This is a genomic window from Pararhizobium mangrovi (assembly GCF_006516965.1).
Lineage (GTDB): Bacteria > Pseudomonadota > Alphaproteobacteria > Rhizobiales > Rhizobiaceae > Pararhizobium_B > Pararhizobium_B mangrovi.
Genome location: NZ_VHLH01000018.1, coordinates 13932 through 32748, shown reverse-complemented (window position 1 = coordinate 32748; position 18817 = coordinate 13932). Strand labels below are relative to the sequence as shown.

Genomic DNA, 18817 nt, shown 5'->3' with positions numbered 1-18817 from the left:
CCAAAAAGTTACTCGAATATTACTGCGTGTCCGCCTCATAGGGAGGAAGCTGATCGAGGCGGAGCGCGATCTCGACGACGTCGGCCGGCTTGATGGCCGTATCGAGCGAGGCCTTGATGCTTGCCGAAGTGCCGTCGGCGTTCTTGCGATGGACGGTAATGTCCGGCTGGTCGCCACCACGAACGAGCTGGGAACGCAGGATGCCGGTGTATTCCATCTTCTCGCCGACGGCCTGTAGCTCCGCACGCGTGCTCGCAACATTCGTGCGCGCCTGTTCGAGGTCGCCGACGAGACCGAGCTGTCGATCGGCTTTCTCGCGATCGCGCTCCCGGACGAGGTTCGTGCGCTTCGTCAAAGCGTCCAGAATGTCGACCTTCGTCTGAAGCTCGAGCGTTGCCTGTGTCATCAGCGCACGTCGGGCATCCGTGACGCGTGGCGCCTGCGTCAAGCCGCGTTTCAGCAGATCCTGCAGGTCCGAAAGGTCCTTCGTCGCAGCGTCGATCTCCTTCTGCTGCACCTCGTTCTCCGCCTTCAACGTGCTGATCTGCTGCTCCATCTCCTTGATCGAATTCGACAGATGCTCCTGGCTCGCCTCGAAGTTCGCATCGCCGACCTGCATGATCTGGCGCTCGGCATCGACGATCTTTGCCACGAGATCGGACGCAAGCGGCAGGTTCTTCAACTGATTGCCGTCGATGTTGCCGTTTCCGGAAAGCTGCGCCTCGAGGCGCAGCATCGTCGCCTGCTGGCGTGCGAAGGTCGTCCAGAGCCTCACGTAGTCGCTGCGCAGATCGGCCGATTCCAGAAAGGGATCTGTCTTGCGCAGCCGCATCACGTCGTAGCCGCCGGCAAGGGCGACAAGCTGGCGTACCGTCATGCCCGGCCGATACGAACGATCGCCGGGCGTCGCGACGTCGCCGGTAATATAGACCGGTGCGCGTGCGACGACGCTGATCAGCAGGTCCTTCGCATCGACCGAGGTGATTCCCTCCTGCCCCGCCCCCTGCTGACCGGTGAAGATCTTCGAAGGCAACTCCGCCTGAAACTGCCGGCGCAAATCGTCGATGTCGCGCCCCTCCGCCTTGACCTCGCCGAAAAGCGGCAACGACACCCGGCCGTCCTCGTCCACCGTCGCGCGGCGATCGAGCGCAGGCATGCCGACCACCGACATTTCGATGACGTCGCCCTCCTCGAGCGGATCGGCAAGGGCGTTGACGGCGCCCGCCGTGGTGGACGCGAGAAGCAGCACGACCAGAGCGCAGCGACGCCCCGCCGCGGCGCGGAAAGAGCGATGGATCGAAAAGGAACGGGTCGTGCGCATGAGGCAATTTCCTAACGAGAGTTAAGGCTAGCTAACATTTCGGCTAACCCCTCGCAAGCCGTTTTGAACCAATCCGGCGCGACGGCGCCAGAGCGGCATATAGGAAGCTAACCACCCTGAATATGTGACATTTTTTCCACATCTCGGAATAATTCAGCGGTCGCAAAAATGTCAATTGACCGGAAAATGATTAGAAAGTATTAGCAAGTTAATTAGTTAATGACAGGCTGGCGGCACATGACCTCGGAACCATTGGTTCGTCTCGAGAGCGGTAGCGCTTCGGGCAATCGAGAGGCACCCTTCGTCGACATTCGAACGGTGCCCGCAAACGATCTCCACAGTACCGGAGTGGCCCTCAAGGTAAGTCCATATCTGCATTCGCGCACGAAGCGCGGGCTCGATATTACCTTCGCGCTGTCGCTTCTGCTGTTCTTCGCACCCCTCTTCCTGCTCATCGCGCTCGTGGTCGTCTCGAGCAGCCGTGGCGGGGTGTTCTTCCGCCAGGCTCGCGGCGGACGAAGCGGCGCGCCGTTCAGGATCGTCAAGTTCCGCTCGATGCGCGCGCAGCCCGTCGATGCGGCCGTCGTCCAGGCTCGCCGGCGCGATCCGCGCGTCACGCGGGTCGGCAGGGTCCTGCGCGCGACGAGCACGGACGAACTGCCGCAACTGATCAACGTGCTGAGGGGCGACATGTCGATGGTCGGGCCGCGCCCCCACGCGATCGACCACGACCGGTACTACGCCGCGATGGTCGACGGCTATACCCGCCGCTTCGCCGCGAGACCGGGCATCACCGGACTTGCGCAGACCTCCGGCTGCCGGGGCGAGACCACGACCCACGACGCCATGCAGCAGCGCGTCGACGCCGATCTCGCCTACATCGCCAACGCATCCTTCTCCGGCGACATGGTCATCCTCGCGCGCACGGCCATCAATCTGCTCGTCGACCGCAACGTCTACTGACGCGGCCGACCGGCGCCCTGCCGAGCCGAGAAAACCAATGGAGTTTCGCATGCAAGAGAACATGGAGCTTGGCGGCGAGCGTATCGTCCTTCTGCTTCGCCGTGCCCTGCGCCACAAGATCGTTCTCGCCGCGACGGCGCTCGGCGTCTTCGCCGCCTGCTGCCTCGTGATCTTCAATCTGACGCCGGCCTACCGGGCGAGTGCGCTTCTGCTGCTTCCCTCCGCGCGCGCCGACGACCCACGCTACGGTACGAACCAGATCCCGCAGACGGACCCCTTCCTGATCGCCAGCGAACTCGACGTGCTGACCAGCGAAGAGGTGGCGAGAAAGGTCATCGGCGAACTCGACCTCACCGATGCACCGGAGTTCAACACCACTTCCGCGCTCGCCTCGTTCGTCGGTTCGCTGAAGCACTTCTTCGGCGGCAGCGCCGACACGCCGTCCGACCGTGTCCAGCCATGGAGCGCGGCGCAGCTGCGCCTCGATTCCGTCATCGCCGCCTATCAGGACCGCCTTTCCGTCTATAATGACGGGCGGTCGACGACGGCCCATGTCAGCTTCACGAGCACCAACCCGCAGCTTGCCGCACGCATCGTCAACGCCCATGTCCAGGCCTATATCGACCTCCAGGCGGATCGTCGCGTAGGCTCGCAACAGCACGTCGTCGCCCTGTTGACGTCCGCACTCGACAAGCGCCAGGCCGACCTGCGCGATGCGGAACTCGCCCTTCACGATTTCCGCGCGCACAAGGACGCGGCGACGACCGAACGCACCCCTGCCTTCCAGGCATCCGAGGAAGCCAGGCTCGTGCGCGCGGTCGATACCGCCCAGTCCGACATCAGCCAGACGTCCGCCCGTCTCGAGGATGCTTCGCAGGCGCTGAAGAGCGGCATTCTCCAGAGCGCAAGCTTCGTCGCCAACGACGCCAAGCTCGTTTCGCCGGCCGGCGTGCCGACACGCAAGGTGTTCCCACGCACAACGCTCTTCCTGCTTGCCGGTTTGCTTGCCGCGAGCGGCTGCGGCTTCGCGGCGGCCGTCGGCGTCGACGTCGCCGTCAACCGTGGCGAGCGTTTCCGCGGCGCCATGCAGAGCCTCGGCTTGCCGATCCTCGGCTCCATTCCCCTGCGCAGCTCCATCTTCGGCCGCCGAAGCCTGAACGAGATCCGGTGCACCGAGCAGATGCGCTTCGTGCGCGAAGCCTTGCTCGAAAAGGTCGATGTCGACTGTCCGGTCGTCCTGGTGACATCCTCGATGCCGCGCGAGGGCAAGTCCTCCATCTCCCTGCGTCTCGCCCGCTCGTTGGCGGCGACTGGCAGGCGTACGCTCGTCGTCGACGCCGATCTGCGCATGGCGCGCACCTCGGCAACGCTCGGTCACGACAAGGCCGCCGCCGGCCTCGCGGACGTCCTTGCCGGTGACGTCCCGTTCGCGGAGGCGATCGAGTTCGTCGCCGCGGAAAGCCTTTACCTCATGCCTGCCGGCACGGCCGGCGACGTCGATGCGCTCGCCTCCCACCGCATCGGCGATCTCGTCGAGCAATTGCGGGGCCACTACCAGGCGATCGTCGTGGACAGCCCGCCGCTCGTCGCGGTCGCCGACGCCGTTTCGCTGGCACGGCTTGCCGATGCGAACCTGCTCGTCGTTCGCGTCGATCGTACCGCCGGCACCACGCTCGAAAAGAGCGTCGGGCTTTTGCGCGCGTGCCACGTGACCATCGCCGGTTGCGTGCTCACCGGCATCACCGGCCAGGAAAGCGACCTGCTCACGCCACGCGAGCGCAAGCGCTACGTGCCGCGCAGGAACCAGAAGAAGGCCACGAACGCCGCCCCCGCCGATCGGCCGGCGAGCGCGCCGACGACATCCGCTCAACCGAAGCGCGCGGAGGTCGAGGCATGAAGTCCGCTCCCGTTTCCGTGCTGATCCTGGCACGCAACGAAGAGGCGCTGATCGCACGCGCCATCGCCAGCGTCGCCTTTGCCGACGAGGTCGTCGTGGTCGACTCCGAGAGCACGGACCAGACGGCGGCGATCGCGAGGGCCAATGGCGCGCGCGTCGTCCGCCAGCCCTGGCTCGGCTGGCTCGCGCAAAAAGCCGTCGGGCTCGAGAACTGCGCCCACGACTGGGTCTTCTCGCTCGATGCCGACGAGATCGTGACGCCGGCGCTCGCCCGCTCGATCCAGGCGGCGATGGCGCGCAACCCCGATCCGCGCGACGCCTTCGCGCTCGAACGACACGAGGAGTTCCTTGGCCGGCTGATGCCGGGCATGCGCCGGCGTTCCAAGCGGCGCAACTTCGTGCGCCTCTTCAACAAGCGCCACAGCGGCTGGGACCCGAAGATGATCATCCACGAGGAGGTGTGCTGTCCGGGAACCGTCGTCCCGCTCGAAGGCGCGCTTCTCCACTGGCGCAACTATTCGATCGCCCGGCAGATGGAAACGCTGAACCGCAACGGCGAACTCGAAGCCGAGATGATCACGCGAGGCGACCGCTACGCGACGCGCACCCTCGTCCTCAAGCCGGTCCTGCGCTTCCTGTGGATCTACCTTGCCTGCGGGCACTGGCGCATGGGCACGCGCGGCTTCGTCTGGGCGGGGCTGCATTCCACGGCGGAATTCCTGCGATACGCCAAGGCCTGGGAAGCGCTCGAAACGCGGCCGATGCAGGATCCGCCGGAGGTGCTGCCCTTCGGCAAGCGCAAGGTCGGCCATGCCGCGGCACAGGCGAACGGGGGACGGCGATGACGCACGGCACCTCTTCCTTCGCCAGGCGCCGGCGGCACCATCGCGTCCTGCAACTCAACCGTGCCGGCTATCTCGGCGGCGTCGAACGGGTGATCCTGACGCTCGCCGAGGGGCTGCGCGGCGAGAACTACGAGACCGTGCTCGCCTGTCCGCCCGAAGGCGGTTTCATGGCCATGGCCGACGAGGCGGGCATCGAGACGGTGCCGACGCCGATCGAGCGCATGCGCATCACGCTCAATCCGGCCGTGGCACTGCGCTACCCGCTGAAGCTGCTTTCCGGTGGCCGCTTCGTGCGCGACCTTTGCCGGCGCGAACGCATCGACGTCATCCATGCGCATCACCCCGTCGGCGTGCTGTTCGCGCGTCGTGCGGCGCGCGAGCTCGGCATTCCCCTTCTCCTGCACGTGCACGAGATCCCGCCGGCAAAGCCCCTTTACACGCTGGCGCTCCAGCGCGCGTTGCGCGATGCCGATCGCGTCATCGCCTGCTCGCGCGCCGGTCGGGACCTCGTCGCCTCGGCCGGCGGCCGGGCGGACATGGTGGAGATCGTCCACAACGCCGTCGCGCCCGGCTTCCTGATTTCGGCCGAGACGGCAAAGGCTGCGGACGTCGGTCCCGGCGGCCCCCATATCGGCGTTTTCGGCCTTCTCGAACCGCGCAAGGGCCAGGATATCCTTCTCGCAGCGGCGAGCGCCGTGCTGGAGCACCATCACGATGCGGTGTTCTGGCTGATCGGCGGCGCGGCGCTCAGCGACAAGGCAGCCTATGTGAACCGGCTCCACGCGGCGGCGCAGAAGCATCCCCTTGCCGGTCACGTGCGCTTTGCCGGCCATCAGTCGGATGTCGCCGCCTGGATGAAGGCGATGGACGCCGTCGTCCTCCCCTCCGTTTCGAACGAGTCGCTGCCGATGGCGCTCATCGAGGCGATGACGCTCGCCCGACCGGTCGTCGCCAGCCGCATCGGCGGCACGCCCGAGATCGTGCGCGACGGCGAGACCGGCCGGCTCGTTCCGCCGGGCGACGTCGATGCGCTGGCTGCGGCGATCCTCGATGTCGTCGGCCCTGCGGGTGCCGGCTACGCAGCCCGCGCCGCGGCCGATGCCTGCGCCAGGTTTTCCAGCGATCGCTTCGCCGGCGAGATCGCCTCCATCTATGCCGGCCTGCTCGATCACAGTGAAAGGAGAGTGCGATGAAGGTTGCCCTGATCCACGAGGCGCTGACCGTCTACGGCGGCGCGGAGAAGGTGCTCGAGGAATTCGCCGCGATGTTCCCGCAGGCGCCGATCTTCGTGCCGATCTACGAACCGCATGCCTTTCCCGAAACGTTGCGCGGGCGCGACGTGCGCACGACGTGGCTCGACCGCATGCCCTTCGTCCAGCGCTACGCGCGCGGCGTGTTCCCGCTCTATCCGAGCCTGATGAACAGCATCGACCTCGACGATTTCGACCTGGTCCTCAGCAGTTCGTTCAACTTCGCGCACAATGTCGCCACGCCGCCCGAGACCTGCCACGTGTGCTACTGCCACTCGCCGGCGCGCTTCCTTTGGGACTACAACGGCTACGCCAGGCGCGAGGGCTTCGGCGCGATGGAACGCCGGGTCATCGAGTTCCTCCTGCCCCGCCTGCGCACCATGGACCGCACGGCCGCCCTCGGCGTCGATACGTGGATCAGCACGAGCAGCCTCGTGGAGCGCCGCATCCGCAAGATCTACCGGCGCGAGAGCACCATCGTCCCGCCGCCGGTCAACACGCGCGACTTCTTCATTTCCAGCCACCGGGACGGGTACTTCCTGCTATTGATGCGTCTGGTCGGCTGGAAGCGCGCCGACATCGCCGTTCGCGCCTGCACGGAACTCGGCCTTCCGCTCAAGGTCGCCGGGGACGGACGCGACCTTGCGCGGCTGAAGGAGATGGCCGGGCCGACGGTCGAGTTCGTCGGCCGGGTCGACGGGCGTGCCAAGGCCGAACTCTACGCCAATGCGGCCGCCCTCATCCTCACCTCGCTCGAGGATTTCGGCATCACCCCGCTCGAGGCGATGGCCGCGGGCCGGCCGGTGCTCGCCTACGGCCAGGGCGGCGTGCTCGATACGGTCGTCCCGGGCGTCACAGGCGCATTCTTCGCGGAGCAGACGGCGGAGAGCCTGAAGCAGGCGCTGACGACCTTCGAACCCGGCCGCTACGATCCGAACACCATCCGCAGGCACGCCGAGACCTTCGACAGCGCCAGTTTCAGACGGCGCATGCATACGGCCATCGACAAGGCGATGGAGGGCCATGCGCGCAGCATGGCGCTCGAGCCCGCTTCCCTTTCCGCCTCCGACCACGAGACGGTTCATGCTTCCGCAGCCTGAGGCAACGCTGCGGGCGCCAAGGTCCGCCCCGGTTCGCCGGGTCGGGCCTTGGCGTGTCCAGTTCGAGATGCTGGCGGTCATCGGGCTCATGTCCCTGCCCGCCTTCAGCGGTGCGGCGAAAGTGCTGCGGCCGGGCTTTCCCGTCCTCACCCTCGCCTTCGCCGCGTTTCTTCTGATGCGCGGCGACTACCGCCGCTACGTCTCCTTCTGCCTGTGGCTCTTCCTGCTCACGCCGGAGGTGCGCCGGCTCGTCGACCTGCGTGCCGGTTGGGTAGAACCGAACATGCTGATGCTGGCGCCCTATCTGTGCGGTGCGCTCAGCCTCGGCACGCTCGCCTTCGCGCTGACATCGCCGCGCCACCCGATCTCGCTCGGTCTCGTGCTGATGGCATTCGCTTCGCTCTACGGCTTTCTGATTTCGCCGATCAGCGGAACGTTTCTGGCCGGCGGGTACGATTTCCTGCGCTTCATCATTCCGCCATGCTTCGGGCTCGCCATCGCGATGAACGTCGGCAGCCACGACATCCTGCGCGCCGATCTCAGGGCGTTGCTCGTACTCTCGCTTACGCTCGTCGGCGGCTACGCGATCTACCAGTTCTGGTATCTGCCCTCGTGGGACGCGACGTGGATGGAAAACGCCAAGATGGAGTCCATCGGCTCGCCGGAACCGTTCAAGGTCCGCAGCTTCTCGACGCTGAATTCGCCCGGCTCGCTGGCGATCTTCCTGATGATCGCCCTGACGATGACCATCGGCACGCGCGGATGGCTGCGATGGCCGGCCATGGCGATCGGCACCTTCGCGCTTTCACTGACCGTGGTGCGCGCGGCCTGGATCGGCATGGCGCTCGTCTTCTTCTTCTACGTTCTCGCCGCACCGGCACGTACGCGCGGCAGCGTCGTGCTCCTGTGCATTGCCGGCGTCTTCGCCGCACCCTTCGTGCTCGTCAACGAGCAGGCGAACGAACTGATCACGCAACGCCTTTCCACGCTCACCAACCTTTCCGCCGACCAGAGCGCCAACGACCGGCTCGCCGCCTACCGTTCGCTCGGCGACGACCTGCAGAGCAGCCTTCTCGGCAAGGGTCTCGGCACGACGGGCTCGTATCAGAGCGCGTCCGGTGAGGGAAACGCGACCGTCGTCGACGGCGGGCCGATCGAGATCATCCTCAAGATCGGCCTTCTCGGCGCGTTCGTCTACTATGCGGGCGTCCTCGTCCTGATGGTGCAGCTCTTCTTTCCCGTCTTACGAAATCGTCCGCGCGACGGCGACTTTCTGGCCGCCTGTCGGGCCGTCGCCCTCACGGGCATCGTCCTGCAAGCGTCGAGCCCGTCCACGGTCGGCGAGATGGGGCTGTTCATGTGGTTGGCGGTGGGCTTCGGGCTCGCTTCGATCCAACGCTCCGACGCACGCATGGCGGCCGCGCCGGCAGCCCCGGACACGGCCCGCGCGGCGACGGCATAAAGACGCGGAGAGGCTTTCCATTCTTCCGAACCATTTTCGACGCGGATCCACGCGTCGATCCAGTGACGTCGCCACGCCGGTGCGCAAACACCGGCATGCGGCCGCAAGCGCCAGGAGTCGCGCATGAGCCTCGATATAGCCAACACGCTGCGCTTCCTGCCGGGCAGGCTCCTGCGCAGCAAGACGTCGACCTATGCCATCGTGCAGTCTTTGCTCACCCAGTTCTCGGTGCTCGTGGTCAATTTCGCCACCGGCATCCTGACAGCGCGGCTGCTCGGTGCGGAAGGGCGCGGCATCTTCGCAGCCATCGTGTTGTGGCCGCAGCTTCTGAGCGCGCTCGCCGTATCCGGCCTGACGGACACGACGAGCTATTTCGTCGGCCGTGCCGAGCAGGAGCGCGCCAGCGTCGTCGGCGGGGCGCTTCTCGTCAGTCTCGGCGCTTCGCTCGTCGCCGTCGTCGTGGCGTGGATCGCGTTGCCGGTCTTCATGAAGAACTACGATCCGCAGGTCCTCTTCGTCGCGCGCATATGCACCCTCACCGCGCTGACGACGACGATCCAGAACATCGTCAACAGCGCCCTCGTGGGGCTGCAGCAGTTCCGCCTCTACAACCTGTCGCGCTTCCTGCCGCAGGCTCTTTATCTCGTCGGCCTGTGGATCGCCTTCGTCGCGCACGATTTCGACTACGTGACCGCGGTCGCGGCGCAGATCCTCGGCGGCGTGGTGGCGCTGGCGGTGGTCATGCCCTTCGTCATTCCGTTGCTACGCGGCGGATTGCACAGCTTTCGCGCCACGTTCGGGGCACTGACCTCCTTCATGTTTCGCGCGGCCCCTGCCGATCTTCTCAAAAATCTCGGCGGCTATGCGGACCGACTGCTGCTGGTACCGGTCATCCCGGCCGTCGCCCTCGGCAACTATGCCGTGGCCTACAGCCTTTCGCGGGTTCTCGTCCTGATCATGCCGGCGATCACCGGCGTGCTCCTCGCCAAGCTGACCCGATCCCATCCGGCGGAGGCGAAGGAACACCACGACCGCGTGCTGCGCTTCATGCTCATCCTCATGGTTCCGACCTGCGCCGTGCTGACGGTGATCAGCGAACCTCTCCTGACCGTGCTCTACGGCAAAGATTTCCACGATACCGCCATGCTGTTCCGGATCCTGCTCGTCGAAGCGGTCTTCTTCAGCCTCGCCAGCCTGACGATGCAGCTTTATACGGTGCTCGGACGGCCGGGCCTCGGCTCCAACATCCAGATCGTCTCCTTCATCGGCGAGATCATCTGCCTCTTCCCCCTCGTCGCCGCCTTCGGGGCCACGGGCGCGGCGCTCGCCCTGCTGGCTTCGTCTGCGCTTCGCCTGCTGCTGCTCTTCGCCGGCATGAAGACGCATCTCGGCCTCGGCCTGCCGAGCCTTCGACTGCGCCGGTCGGATTTCACCTATCTCTTCGACAGGCTGCTTCATCCATGAACGAAAGCGACAAACGCTCTTTCCCGCACTCGCCCGGTCGGCGCGCCTTCACGCTAGGCGCACTCGCGGGCGGCGCCCTCCTCGCCGCACCCGCGGGCTGGATCGCCGCGCGCGGACAGGCGGGCGGAACCTCGACGCCCTACGACGTCGACGATCTTCTCGACAGCCTCGGCGTCAATACGCACATGTGGGATGCCAACCAGTCCGACGGGCGTCGCTACGACCTTCTCGCCGACCGGCTGCTTTCGCTCGGCGTGCGCAACGTGCGCGATTCCGCCGGTACGAACTACGAGGCCTATGCCGGCCGTCTGCACGAGCTCGGCCGCGAGGGCGTGCGCTTCGACCTGATCGTCGATCCGCGCGATCCCGCACGGGGCGTCGAAAACGGCATCGCCTTCGCGCGTACCGTACGCGGCGTTCTCGAATCCCTCGAAGGTCCGAACGAATACGACCAAAGCGGTGTCGAAGGCTGGCGCGACAAGCTGATCGCCTTCCAGCGTTCACTCTTTGCCGAAAGCCGGGCGGCCTTCGGACAGGACGTGAAGGTGCTTGCACCATCGTTCGTCGATACCGCCCCCTACCGCAAGCTTCCCGCCATCGGCGAGGCGGCGGACTGCAGCAACCTTCACGCCTATTTCTCGTGGCACGAACCCGGAACCTCCGGTTTCGGCGCGGAATGGCTGACCGGCTACGGCAGCATCCCCTGGTCGATGAGGAAGGCCAAGGCACAGGTGCCGGACGGCCCGGTCTGGGTCAGCGAAAGCGGATACCCGACCGATGTCGGCCGCGGCTCGCCATGGGCCGTTCCGGAGAGCGTGGCGGGGCGCTACATCCCGCGGCTCTGGCTCGGCTTCTACCGGGCCGGCGCGCGGCGGATCTTCCTGCACGAGCTTCTCGACCGCCCCGACATGCCGGAAGAAGACTGGCCGGTGAAGTTCGGACTGCTGCACGACGATCAGGCGATGAGCCCGAAGCCCGCCTATCGCGCCCTCGGTGCGATCATTGCCGTACTGACGGCGAACACCGCCTCCGCCATCCCGTTCGATGCATCGACGCTTGCCGTGGAGAAAGCTCCGCCGGGCTGCGCGTGGATGACCGTACGCGGACGGAGCGGCACGGTGTACGGTCTCGCCTGGCTGGAGCAACCATCGTGGGACGGGCGCTCAGGGCAAGCGGCACCGGCGGCGACCGGCGAGCTCCGTCTGCGCTCGGACGGTCTGCCGCAGCACGCCCTCCTGCACGTGCTCGACGATACCGGCGCGATGACCACCCGGCCGGTCGAGCCGACGGGCGATACGCTGACGCTACCGGTCACCGATCGTGTTTCGATCCTCGAACTCAGGACATAGGCGGGAGGTCGGAGCGATTCCGCCACGGCGGCGTGCGCCGGACGATGCGATAGTCCGGCGCGGCAGCGGCGATCGCGGCGATGACGCTCGCTCCGCACGGGAAGCATTCGATGCGCCATCGTTCGAACGGCGCGAAGGCCGCCGGCGCGCGGACGAGAGGCGTTACCCGATCGGGCGAGACCCCGACCACGATCTCTTCGGGCGAGGTTTCGAACCCGGTACCGAGCGCCTTGACCACCGCCTCCTTGCGCGTCCACGCCCGCGCGAACGCATCGGCGCGCTTTTCCGGCGGAAGGCGATCGAGTTCCGCCTTCTCCTCGACACTCAGAACCGAGGCAACAGCTCGAGAAGCGTCGCGCGCGATCTCGATATCGAGGCCCGGTTCGAGCGCTCGCGAAACCGCCAGCGCGGCAAGCGAGCCGCTATGCGAGAGATTGAACCGCGGTGCGTCCGGACGGGCTAGAAACGGCTTGCCGGCAGGGCCGTAGCGGAAGGCGAGCGAAGCTGGCTCCATAAAATCATACTGCGACAAAACGACGCGCATCCCGATATGCGCGCGGACGTAGCGATCGCGGTCGCGGGCGTGAACGAAGCGCCCGGCGCGCTGTCGCTCTTCGTGCGAAAGCGTCTCCATTCGGATGTCGGGAGGAGGCGCATGGCCCGAACGATCGGTCGTTTCGAGCTGCCATATCCACAGATCGACGATCGGCCGGGAATCGGACATCCGGATGCCTCGTTTCGTCTCTTGTGGCGTTATGACGATTTTGATCGAACGACGGTCATTTAGACCGCTTTTAGCTCAATAAGGCGTACGCGACCACCGCAACGACGACCCAGCACGCCAGAGCGGCGCAGACGATCAACAGACCGGAGAACCTTACTTTTCGTGGCGTTTTCACGGAGGCCGCGCTCATGCAGAAGTTGCCGGAAGACCAGCTTCGTGTACCACGGAGCGCCCCCCGCCGAAATGCACCGCCCGAGCTAGAATCGTCGCAGAATGGCGCATCGTCGATTTTTCCACATCGTCGAACCGACGGCGCGAAACGCTCCACAGCAAGTATTGCAAAAGCGGACTTGGCACGAACCGAAGCCTTGCGATTTTGGGGGTATACGATAATTCTCCCGGAAGGAAGAAAGATTAGAATCGCACGAGGAGCGGCGTGAACGTGCAACCCAGGAATGCCGATGTTGAACTATCCGATGTTCAATGGGATGGCGTGTCCCAAACGGCGAAATTGCGGTTGCTGCGGGCGAGAAGGGAAATGATGTACGCCACGCTCGCCGTCGTGAACGAGGAGATCTCCCGTCTTGAAAGCGGCGGGGAGAACGAGGATCTCGACCTCAGCGTGTTCCAGCCCGAATGGAAGGACGGCGAGCGCCTGAGTTCCGTCGGCCGCCGAGCCGCTTTTGCCGCGTTCGATCGAGGCATGCGCCAGGTGGAAGTCGCCCGGCTGCTGCAGATCTCGACGCCGAGCGCCCATCGCATCCAGAAGATCTGGGAGCAGAAGGCTCAGAACAACCGGTAGAGCGACCACCCCTCAAGGTAAAGGCGGTCGCGTATCCGCCGATCGATCCTGTTCGATACCCTGTGTGATCCGTGCCGCGGCGATGGTGCGTTCGGGGATGATGCGGTGCGTTTTACGGTCAGCTGCCACGCATCTGGCATGTCGCAATCCGCGGTGTTGCCGCCAGCCGACCGTCTTGTCTCGCCGATGCCGACCTGATCTTACTGCAGGCATGGAACCGACCCGCAAGCCGTCCGCAGCAAGCGCCAAGCACATCCATTACCGGCCCGCGATGGATGGGCTCAGGGGGTTGGCATGCCTGATCGTGCTGGTCGGGCATTCGGTGATGAGCAACATCCCCGAAACACACCCCTTCCTTCGAGGCGTACCGAAGGTCGGCGTCTGGCTCTTCTTCGCGCTGAGCGCCTTCCTGTTGACCGCACGCCTTCTCGAGACCGGCATCTCGTTTCGTTCGATCGCCTACTATGCCTGCGCCCGGTTCCTGCGGATCATCCCGCTCTTCGCGATTGCCGTCGCCTTCTACTTCGCGGTCGGAACGCTCGGCATACGGAACCTGAACGAGGCGGTGGAGGTCCTGACCTTCCAGAAGTCGGCCGGTCACCTCTGGACCATCCCGGTCGAACTGGGCTTCTATGTCGTGCTGCCATTCCTCCTGCTATGCACGCAATGGCTTTCCATCGGGGCCAGTATCGTCGTCATCGCACTTGTGTACCTGGCGGCGTTCTGGGCCTGGCCCGCCTGGCATACCCCGGAAAACAACCTGAATATCGGCTGGTATCTCTGCGCTTTCATCCCGTCGATCCTGGCGGCCATGCTGGTCGGATCCGGGCGCGCCATACCCGACCGATGGGTCGGCGCAACCCTCCTCGCCGCCCTGCTCTATATCCTGTTCGTAAAAATCGGGCTCGGCGGCGATGCGCTCGATGACCTGATGGACAAATTCTACGTCTTCGGGATCATTTTCGCCGGCACGGTAATGGCGATTTACGAGGGTTCAGGCCGATGGAGCCGGCTTTTCGCAAGCCGGCCTCTCGTCGTGGTCGGCGAAGCGAGCTTCTCGATCTACCTGTTCCACTGGGCCTTCATACACTGGACGCGCGCGCTGCCGAGCTGGATCGGCCTGCCCGTATCGATTGCGGTCTCTATCGCCGTCGGCTACGCGAGCTGTCGGTTCATCGAGATGCCGCTGTACGCGATGCGCAAATGGCGTTTGCCCGCATCGGGCACGCTTCGAAGAGCGTGATCACCGACGATGGAAAAGCTTCGCGCGCCCCTGCCTGCGGGGTCCGTCGGTGCATCGAACGCACATGCCGGCGGCACTTCGCATGGTGCATTCTGTCGTGCAGAACTTGCGCTCCGGTCAGACCGGCAGCCCGACGATGCAGCGAACTCGATATCCGAGAAAAGGCTAATGGTACGGTTGGGTGGATTCGAACCACCGACCTCAGGAGCCACAATCCTGCGCTCTAACCAACTGAGCTACAACCGCCCATGACCGATCGGCATTCGCCCATCACAGATGGAACGCGCCGTTTGCGGTCCCGCGCTGCCTACCGCGCAGCATCGCCTTTGGCAAGAGGCCCGGCGCGGCGGCGGACATGAAAAAGGCCGGGCTCCAAATGAGCGCCCGGCCCTTGCGGATACGGCCTGTCGGCAGGCGAACGGCGCGCTCAGGCGGCGTTGGCGGTTACCGACTTGGCTTCCTTCATCGCCTTATCCATGGCCGACTTGCCCGGCTTGGAGACGTCGTCCGCGACCTTGCGCGAGGTCTCCTGCATGGACTTGGCATGGTCGGCGCCCAGTTCCATCTGCTTGCGGAAGAAGGAGCTCTGGAGTTCCATGACTTCGGCGACGGACTTCACGCCGAGCAGCGCTTCCATGTGCGAAAGCGAATTCTCCGTATGGGCGCGCATGTAGTCGATCGCCTTGAGGCCGAGTTCGACGGTGCCTGCCTGCGCGTTCTCGAGCGTGGCCTCGGCCGTCTTCGTGGCGTCCTCGGCGACGGTCTTCATGCGCGTGTAGCCCTCGCGCGACTGCAGCATGCTCTTCTCGGCGAAATCGCGATAGGTTTCCGTGATCTTTGTCGGATCGAAGGCGGAAAAGCTGAAGACATCGGTGTTCTCGGTCTTCTTGGTAGCCATTATATGCACTCCTTGGTTGGAACCCTCTTCAAAGGCGTTCTTCGTTACGGGCAGAAATATAAGGGATTTCGTTGTGCGGTGCAACATATTTTTGCAATGCAGCATGCGCCGTTAACCCTGACGCAGGATAACGGCCGCGCGAACCCGCCGATTTCTGGACCGGCGCGCGCCCACGGGCTATTAAGGTTTGGTTAATGAACACGGCCGAAAGAGGGCCGCCATCGGGGTCTTGATGCCGGCTGGAACGTCCTTCATCGACATCGCTGTCCATGAGCACGTGCGAGCCCGTTTCGCGGCCGGGGAGGCGCTCGTGGTGCTCTCGCTCGACTGCAGCGAAGTGCTGTGGGCGAACGGCGCCGGGGCCGGCCTCTTCGGCTATGCCTGCCCCGAGGCGCTCGCAGAGCGTTGGGCGACCGGGCACGAAGCGCTTCGCCGCCAGCTTCGTTCGGCCGCTTCCCGGTCGCGCTCGGCGGCCGGCGAACAGACCGTTACGTTGCGCATTGCGCAGGGCTTCGCGAGCCGCCTTTCGAGCGTACGCCTTTCAGCCCTTCGCCTGGCGAACGGCTGGCCCGCGTTTCTGCTTTCGGGAGGACCGCCGGCCGTGCGCCCGACGCCAGACGAAGCCGCCGCTCACATCGTTTCTGGGCTCGGCGATGCGGATACGCATGTGGCCGTGCTCGACGCGACGGGCGCCGTCCTCGCCCATTCGAGCGGGATGCCGGGCCTCGCGCTTGGCGAAAGCGCACGCGGCGACCTCGTCGCGGCCGTCGCCGGCGCGAAGGGTCGTCTCGTCAAGCGCCGTATCGAAACCGCGCACGGCCTGCTGCCGGCCGCGATCGCACGGCTGATCGACGATCCGCCGCTTCACCTGCTTTTCGCGCTCGAACCGGAGGCGCCCGGCGGATCGAATGATACGACGCGCGTTCAAAGCGAACGTCTGGACGGAACCGAGGGGCAGAATTTGCAGGATCGCCAGATGCCGGCCGACCCGAAAGAAGAGACGCCGACCGACCGGAAGGAAGAGGCGAATGCCGATGCCGGCGAACCGTTCGTGTTCGCCCAGGAAGGCGATCCCGTCCGCTTCTCTTGGCGCCTCGACGAGGAGAGCCGGTTCACGCATGTCTCGCACGAGCTGGCGAACACCGTCGGCCCGAATGCTGCCGACGTCGTCGGCCGGCGCTTTTCCGACGTGGCGCGGATCTTCGGCTTCGATGCCGATTCCGGTATCGCCACGCTGATCGAACGCCGCGAAACCTGGTCCGGGCGCAGCGTTCTCTGGCCCGTGCAGGGGACCGAGCTCGCCGTTCCGATCGATCTCGCCGCCCTGCCCGCCTATAGCCGCGACCACGGCTTTACCGGCTTCCGCGGCTTCGGCATCGTGCGGCCGGCGGAAGCGGTAAGCGATCCCGAATCGATCGGCCTTGCCCTCGCCGACACCAAAAGGCCGGGTTCGGCGAACGAGGCACAGCCATCTCCCTTGCCCGACGACGGGGCCGAGGCACGAAACGGTTCGCAAGAAACCGAAACGCCGTCCGCCGACACCGGGCCGCAGGGGCGTGCGCTCGCGCTCGCCCCGGTCGTCGAGCTCAAGGACCACCGACCGCCCGTACGCGTGCCGCTGTCGACCGGCGAACAGGCCGCCTTTCGCGAGATCGGCAGGAAGCTCGAAGCCGCCTTCGTTCGCGTGCCTGCGGAAGAAGCGCGCGATGGCGATGACGCCACGTCGACGGATAAAGCGCCGGCGTCGCTCGACGACGCCCGAAGCGCGATCGTTGACGCCCCGGCGGAACCTCCGGAACGGCAGGACGAGCCGAGCGTCGATCCGACGGCCCACAAAGCCGACGCATTCCAACCGGACGATCCGCAAACGGCCGAGATCGGCGATGAGGAAGCGATCGGAGAGGCTGCACGTCCTGATGCGAACACACTTCCGCCCGGCGCCATGCCTTCAGCCTTCGCAGGCCGGCCTGCCGAAAAGGACGCCGAGGCGAGCGTACTCGCCGACCTGCCGCTCGCCGTGCTGATCCATAGCGAAGGCGTGCCGCTCTACGCCAACGCGGCCTTCCTCGCCCTGACGGGCTATGCGGATCTGGCAGCCTTCGCCGCAGCCGACGGCATCGACGGCCTCTTCGCGAACGAGGAGCCCGAAGTGGCCGTCCAGCCGGCGCCGTCGGGCGCGGTGGAACTCAGCCATGCCGATGGCGGAACGCGATCGGTCCGCGCGCGCCTCCAGTCGATCGACTGGACCGGCCGGCGCGCGCTGATGCTTTCGCTGGTGCCGATCGAGCCGGCGACGCCCGCAAGCGACGAGACCGCACGCGACGACGCAGAGCGTGCGAAGGAGCGCGCCGAGGCCCTGGCGCTCGAGGTGAGCGAGCTGCGCTCGATCCTCGAAACGGCGACGGACGGCGTCGTCATCCTCGGCGAATACGGCGAGATCCGCTCCATGAACCGTTCGGCGAGCGCGCTCTTCGACTACGAGGAGAGCGAAACCCGTGCCCAACCGTTCGCCAAGCTGTTTGCGCACGAGAGCCAGCGCGCGGTGATGGACTATCTCCAGGGGCTTTCCGAACACGGCGTCGCGCGCGTGCTGAACGACGGGCGAGAGGTGATCGGCCGCGAGGCGTCCGGCGGCTTCCTGCCGCTCTTCATGACGATCGGCAGGCTTTCCGGTTCGGGCGGCTATTGCGCCGTCATGCGCGACATCACGCAGTGGAAGCGCACCGAGGACGAACTGCGCACCGCAAAGCAGGCGGCCGAACAGGCGAGTGCCCACAAGAGCGAATTCCTCGCCCGCGTCAGCCACGAGATCCGTACGCCGCTCAACGCCATCATCGGCTTTTCCGACATGATGTCGGAGCAGCGCTTCGGGCCGATCGGCAGCCCGCGTTATCTCGAATATGCCCACGACATCGGCCGGTCGGGCAAGCACGTGCTCGACATCGTCAACGATCTTCTCGACATTTCCAAGATCGAGGCCGGCGAGATGGAAGTCGCCTTTGCCGAGGTCGCGCTGAACGACACGATCGCGGACGCCGTCTCGCTACTTCAGCCGCAGGCGAACAGCGAACGCGTCATCATCCGCACCAGCCTTTCGGCGACCGTGCCGGCCGTCATCGCCGACCAGCGGTCGCTCAAGCAGATCGCCCTCAACCTGCTTTCGAACGCCATCCGCTTCACGCCCGCCGGCGGGCAGATCGTCGTTTCGACGATCGCCGACAGCGATGGCGGCGTGACGCTGCGTATCCGCGACACCGGCGTCGGCATGAGCGAGAAGGAGCTGGAACAGGCGCTGAAACCCTTCCGTCAGGTGAGCGGCGCAAGCCGGCCGCGTGGCGACGGAACGGGCCTCGGCCTGCCGCTGACGCGAGCCATGGTCGAGGCGAACTACGCCCGTTTCGCCATCACCTCCGCGCCGCAGGAAGGCACGCTGATCACGATCACCTTCCCTGCCCAGCGCGTGCTTGCCGAGTGAGCGCTCCGGCACGATCCCGGGAAA

14 protein-coding genes and 1 tRNA gene are annotated in these 18817 nt (G+C 65.7%); 11 read left to right on the top strand and 4 right to left on the bottom strand.

All coding sequences use genetic code 11. The features are described 5' to 3' along the window. Positions 1-19 precede the first annotated feature (19 nt). Entirely contained in the window at positions 20-1321 is a 1302-nt protein-coding gene (locus FJU11_RS10325; RefSeq protein WP_141166976.1) for a polysaccharide biosynthesis/export family protein, read from the bottom strand. Between the two features lie 237 nt (positions 1322-1558). On the opposite strand from FJU11_RS10325, the gene FJU11_RS10320 reads away from it, so the two are divergent. From FJU11_RS10320 to FJU11_RS10285, 8 genes are all read left to right on the top strand, one after another. Then, entirely contained in the window at positions 1559-2284 is a 726-nt protein-coding gene (locus FJU11_RS10320; protein ID WP_141166975.1) for a sugar transferase, read from the top strand. 49 nt (positions 2285-2333) lie between these two features. Beyond that, on the top strand, positions 2334-4181 hold the full coding sequence (locus tag FJU11_RS10315; RefSeq protein ID WP_181408135.1) for a tyrosine-protein kinase domain-containing protein: 1848 nt from the start codon (positions 2334-2336) through the stop codon (positions 4179-4181). Continuing rightward, complete coding sequence (locus tag FJU11_RS10310; protein WP_141166973.1) at positions 4178-5026, top strand: glycosyltransferase family 2 protein; 849 nt, start codon at positions 4178-4180, stop codon at positions 5024-5026. Before FJU11_RS10315 ends, FJU11_RS10310 begins: the two co-directional genes overlap by 4 nt. Beyond that, positions 5023-6219, top strand: a complete 1197-nt coding sequence (locus FJU11_RS10305) for a glycosyltransferase (protein ID WP_141166972.1) — start codon at positions 5023-5025, stop codon at positions 6217-6219. The genes FJU11_RS10310 and FJU11_RS10305 overlap by 4 nt, the downstream gene beginning before the upstream one ends. Beyond that, positions 6216-7376, top strand: coding sequence for a glycosyltransferase (locus tag FJU11_RS10300; protein WP_141166971.1), 1161 nt, complete (start codon positions 6216-6218; stop codon positions 7374-7376). The genes FJU11_RS10305 and FJU11_RS10300 overlap by 4 nt, the downstream gene beginning before the upstream one ends. Beyond that, a complete protein-coding gene (locus tag FJU11_RS10295) occupies positions 7360-8838 on the top strand; it encodes an O-antigen ligase family protein (RefSeq protein ID WP_141166970.1) in 1479 nt (492 codons plus the stop codon). The genes FJU11_RS10300 and FJU11_RS10295 overlap by 17 nt, the downstream gene beginning before the upstream one ends. 123 nt (positions 8839-8961) lie before the next feature. Further along, positions 8962-10302, top strand: coding sequence for a lipopolysaccharide biosynthesis protein (locus tag FJU11_RS10290; protein WP_141166969.1), 1341 nt, complete (start codon positions 8962-8964; stop codon positions 10300-10302). Beyond that, entirely contained in the window at positions 10299-11651 is a 1353-nt protein-coding gene (locus FJU11_RS10285; RefSeq protein WP_141166968.1) for a hypothetical protein, read from the top strand. Before FJU11_RS10290 ends, FJU11_RS10285 begins: the two co-directional genes overlap by 4 nt. Here the strand turns inward: FJU11_RS10285 and FJU11_RS10280 are convergent. Further along, a complete protein-coding gene (locus tag FJU11_RS10280) occupies positions 11641-12375 on the bottom strand; it encodes a 4'-phosphopantetheinyl transferase family protein (protein ID WP_141166967.1) in 735 nt (244 codons plus the stop codon). The genes FJU11_RS10285 and FJU11_RS10280 overlap by 11 nt on opposite strands. A gap of 538 nt (positions 12376-12913) precedes the next feature. Here FJU11_RS10280 and FJU11_RS10275 point away from each other — a divergent pair. After that, positions 12914-13177, top strand: coding sequence for a hypothetical protein (locus tag FJU11_RS10275; RefSeq protein WP_141166966.1), 264 nt, complete (start codon positions 12914-12916; stop codon positions 13175-13177). 211 nt (positions 13178-13388) lie between these two features. Beyond that, complete coding sequence (locus tag FJU11_RS10270; protein ID WP_181408134.1) at positions 13389-14420, top strand: acyltransferase family protein; 1032 nt, start codon at positions 13389-13391, stop codon at positions 14418-14420. Between the two features lie 169 nt (positions 14421-14589). Here FJU11_RS10270 and FJU11_RS10265 read toward each other — a convergent pair. After that, positions 14590-14666 (bottom strand) — tRNA-His (locus tag FJU11_RS10265). A 181-nt stretch (positions 14667-14847) separates the two neighbouring features. Then, positions 14848-15318, bottom strand: a complete 471-nt coding sequence (locus tag FJU11_RS10260) for a phasin (protein ID WP_141166964.1) — start codon at positions 15316-15318, stop codon at positions 14848-14850. 232 nt (positions 15319-15550) lie between these two features. Between FJU11_RS10260 and FJU11_RS10255 the strand changes: the two genes are divergently transcribed. Next, positions 15551-18793 carry an ATP-binding protein gene (locus FJU11_RS10255; protein WP_141166963.1) on the top strand — a complete coding sequence of 1081 codons (3243 nt, stop codon included), beginning with the start codon at positions 15551-15553 and terminating at the stop codon, positions 18791-18793. The last annotated feature ends 24 nt before the right edge of the window (positions 18794-18817 follow it).

Excerpts from the sequence above, each read along its gene's own strand:
- FJU11_RS10325 (WP_141166976.1), bottom strand. The coding sequence starts at position 1,321 with ATGCGCACGACCCGTTCCTTTTCGATCCATCGCTCTTTCCGCGCCGCG.
- FJU11_RS10320 (WP_141166975.1), top strand. The coding sequence starts at position 1,559 with ATGACCTCGGAACCATTGGTTCGTCTCGAGAGCGGTAGCGCTTCGGGC.
- FJU11_RS10315 (WP_181408135.1), top strand. The coding sequence starts at position 2,334 with ATGCAAGAGAACATGGAGCTTGGCGGCGAGCGTATCGTCCTTCTGCTT.
- FJU11_RS10310 (WP_141166973.1), top strand. The coding sequence starts at position 4,178 with ATGAAGTCCGCTCCCGTTTCCGTGCTGATCCTGGCACGCAACGAAGAG.
- FJU11_RS10305 (WP_141166972.1), top strand. The coding sequence starts at position 5,023 with ATGACGCACGGCACCTCTTCCTTCGCCAGGCGCCGGCGGCACCATCGC.
- FJU11_RS10300 (WP_141166971.1), top strand. The coding sequence starts at position 6,216 with ATGAAGGTTGCCCTGATCCACGAGGCGCTGACCGTCTACGGCGGCGCG.
- FJU11_RS10295 (WP_141166970.1), top strand. The coding sequence starts at position 7,360 with ATGCTTCCGCAGCCTGAGGCAACGCTGCGGGCGCCAAGGTCCGCCCCG.
- FJU11_RS10290 (WP_141166969.1), top strand. The coding sequence starts at position 8,962 with ATGAGCCTCGATATAGCCAACACGCTGCGCTTCCTGCCGGGCAGGCTC.
- FJU11_RS10285 (WP_141166968.1), top strand. The coding sequence starts at position 10,299 with ATGAACGAAAGCGACAAACGCTCTTTCCCGCACTCGCCCGGTCGGCGC.
- FJU11_RS10280 (WP_141166967.1), bottom strand. The coding sequence starts at position 12,375 with ATGTCCGATTCCCGGCCGATCGTCGATCTGTGGATATGGCAGCTCGAA.
- FJU11_RS10275 (WP_141166966.1), top strand. The coding sequence starts at position 12,914 with ATGATGTACGCCACGCTCGCCGTCGTGAACGAGGAGATCTCCCGTCTT.
- FJU11_RS10270 (WP_181408134.1), top strand. The coding sequence starts at position 13,389 with ATGGAACCGACCCGCAAGCCGTCCGCAGCAAGCGCCAAGCACATCCAT.
- FJU11_RS10260 (WP_141166964.1), bottom strand. The coding sequence starts at position 15,318 with ATGGCTACCAAGAAGACCGAGAACACCGATGTCTTCAGCTTTTCCGCC.
- FJU11_RS10255 (WP_141166963.1), top strand. The coding sequence starts at position 15,551 with ATGCCGGCTGGAACGTCCTTCATCGACATCGCTGTCCATGAGCACGTG.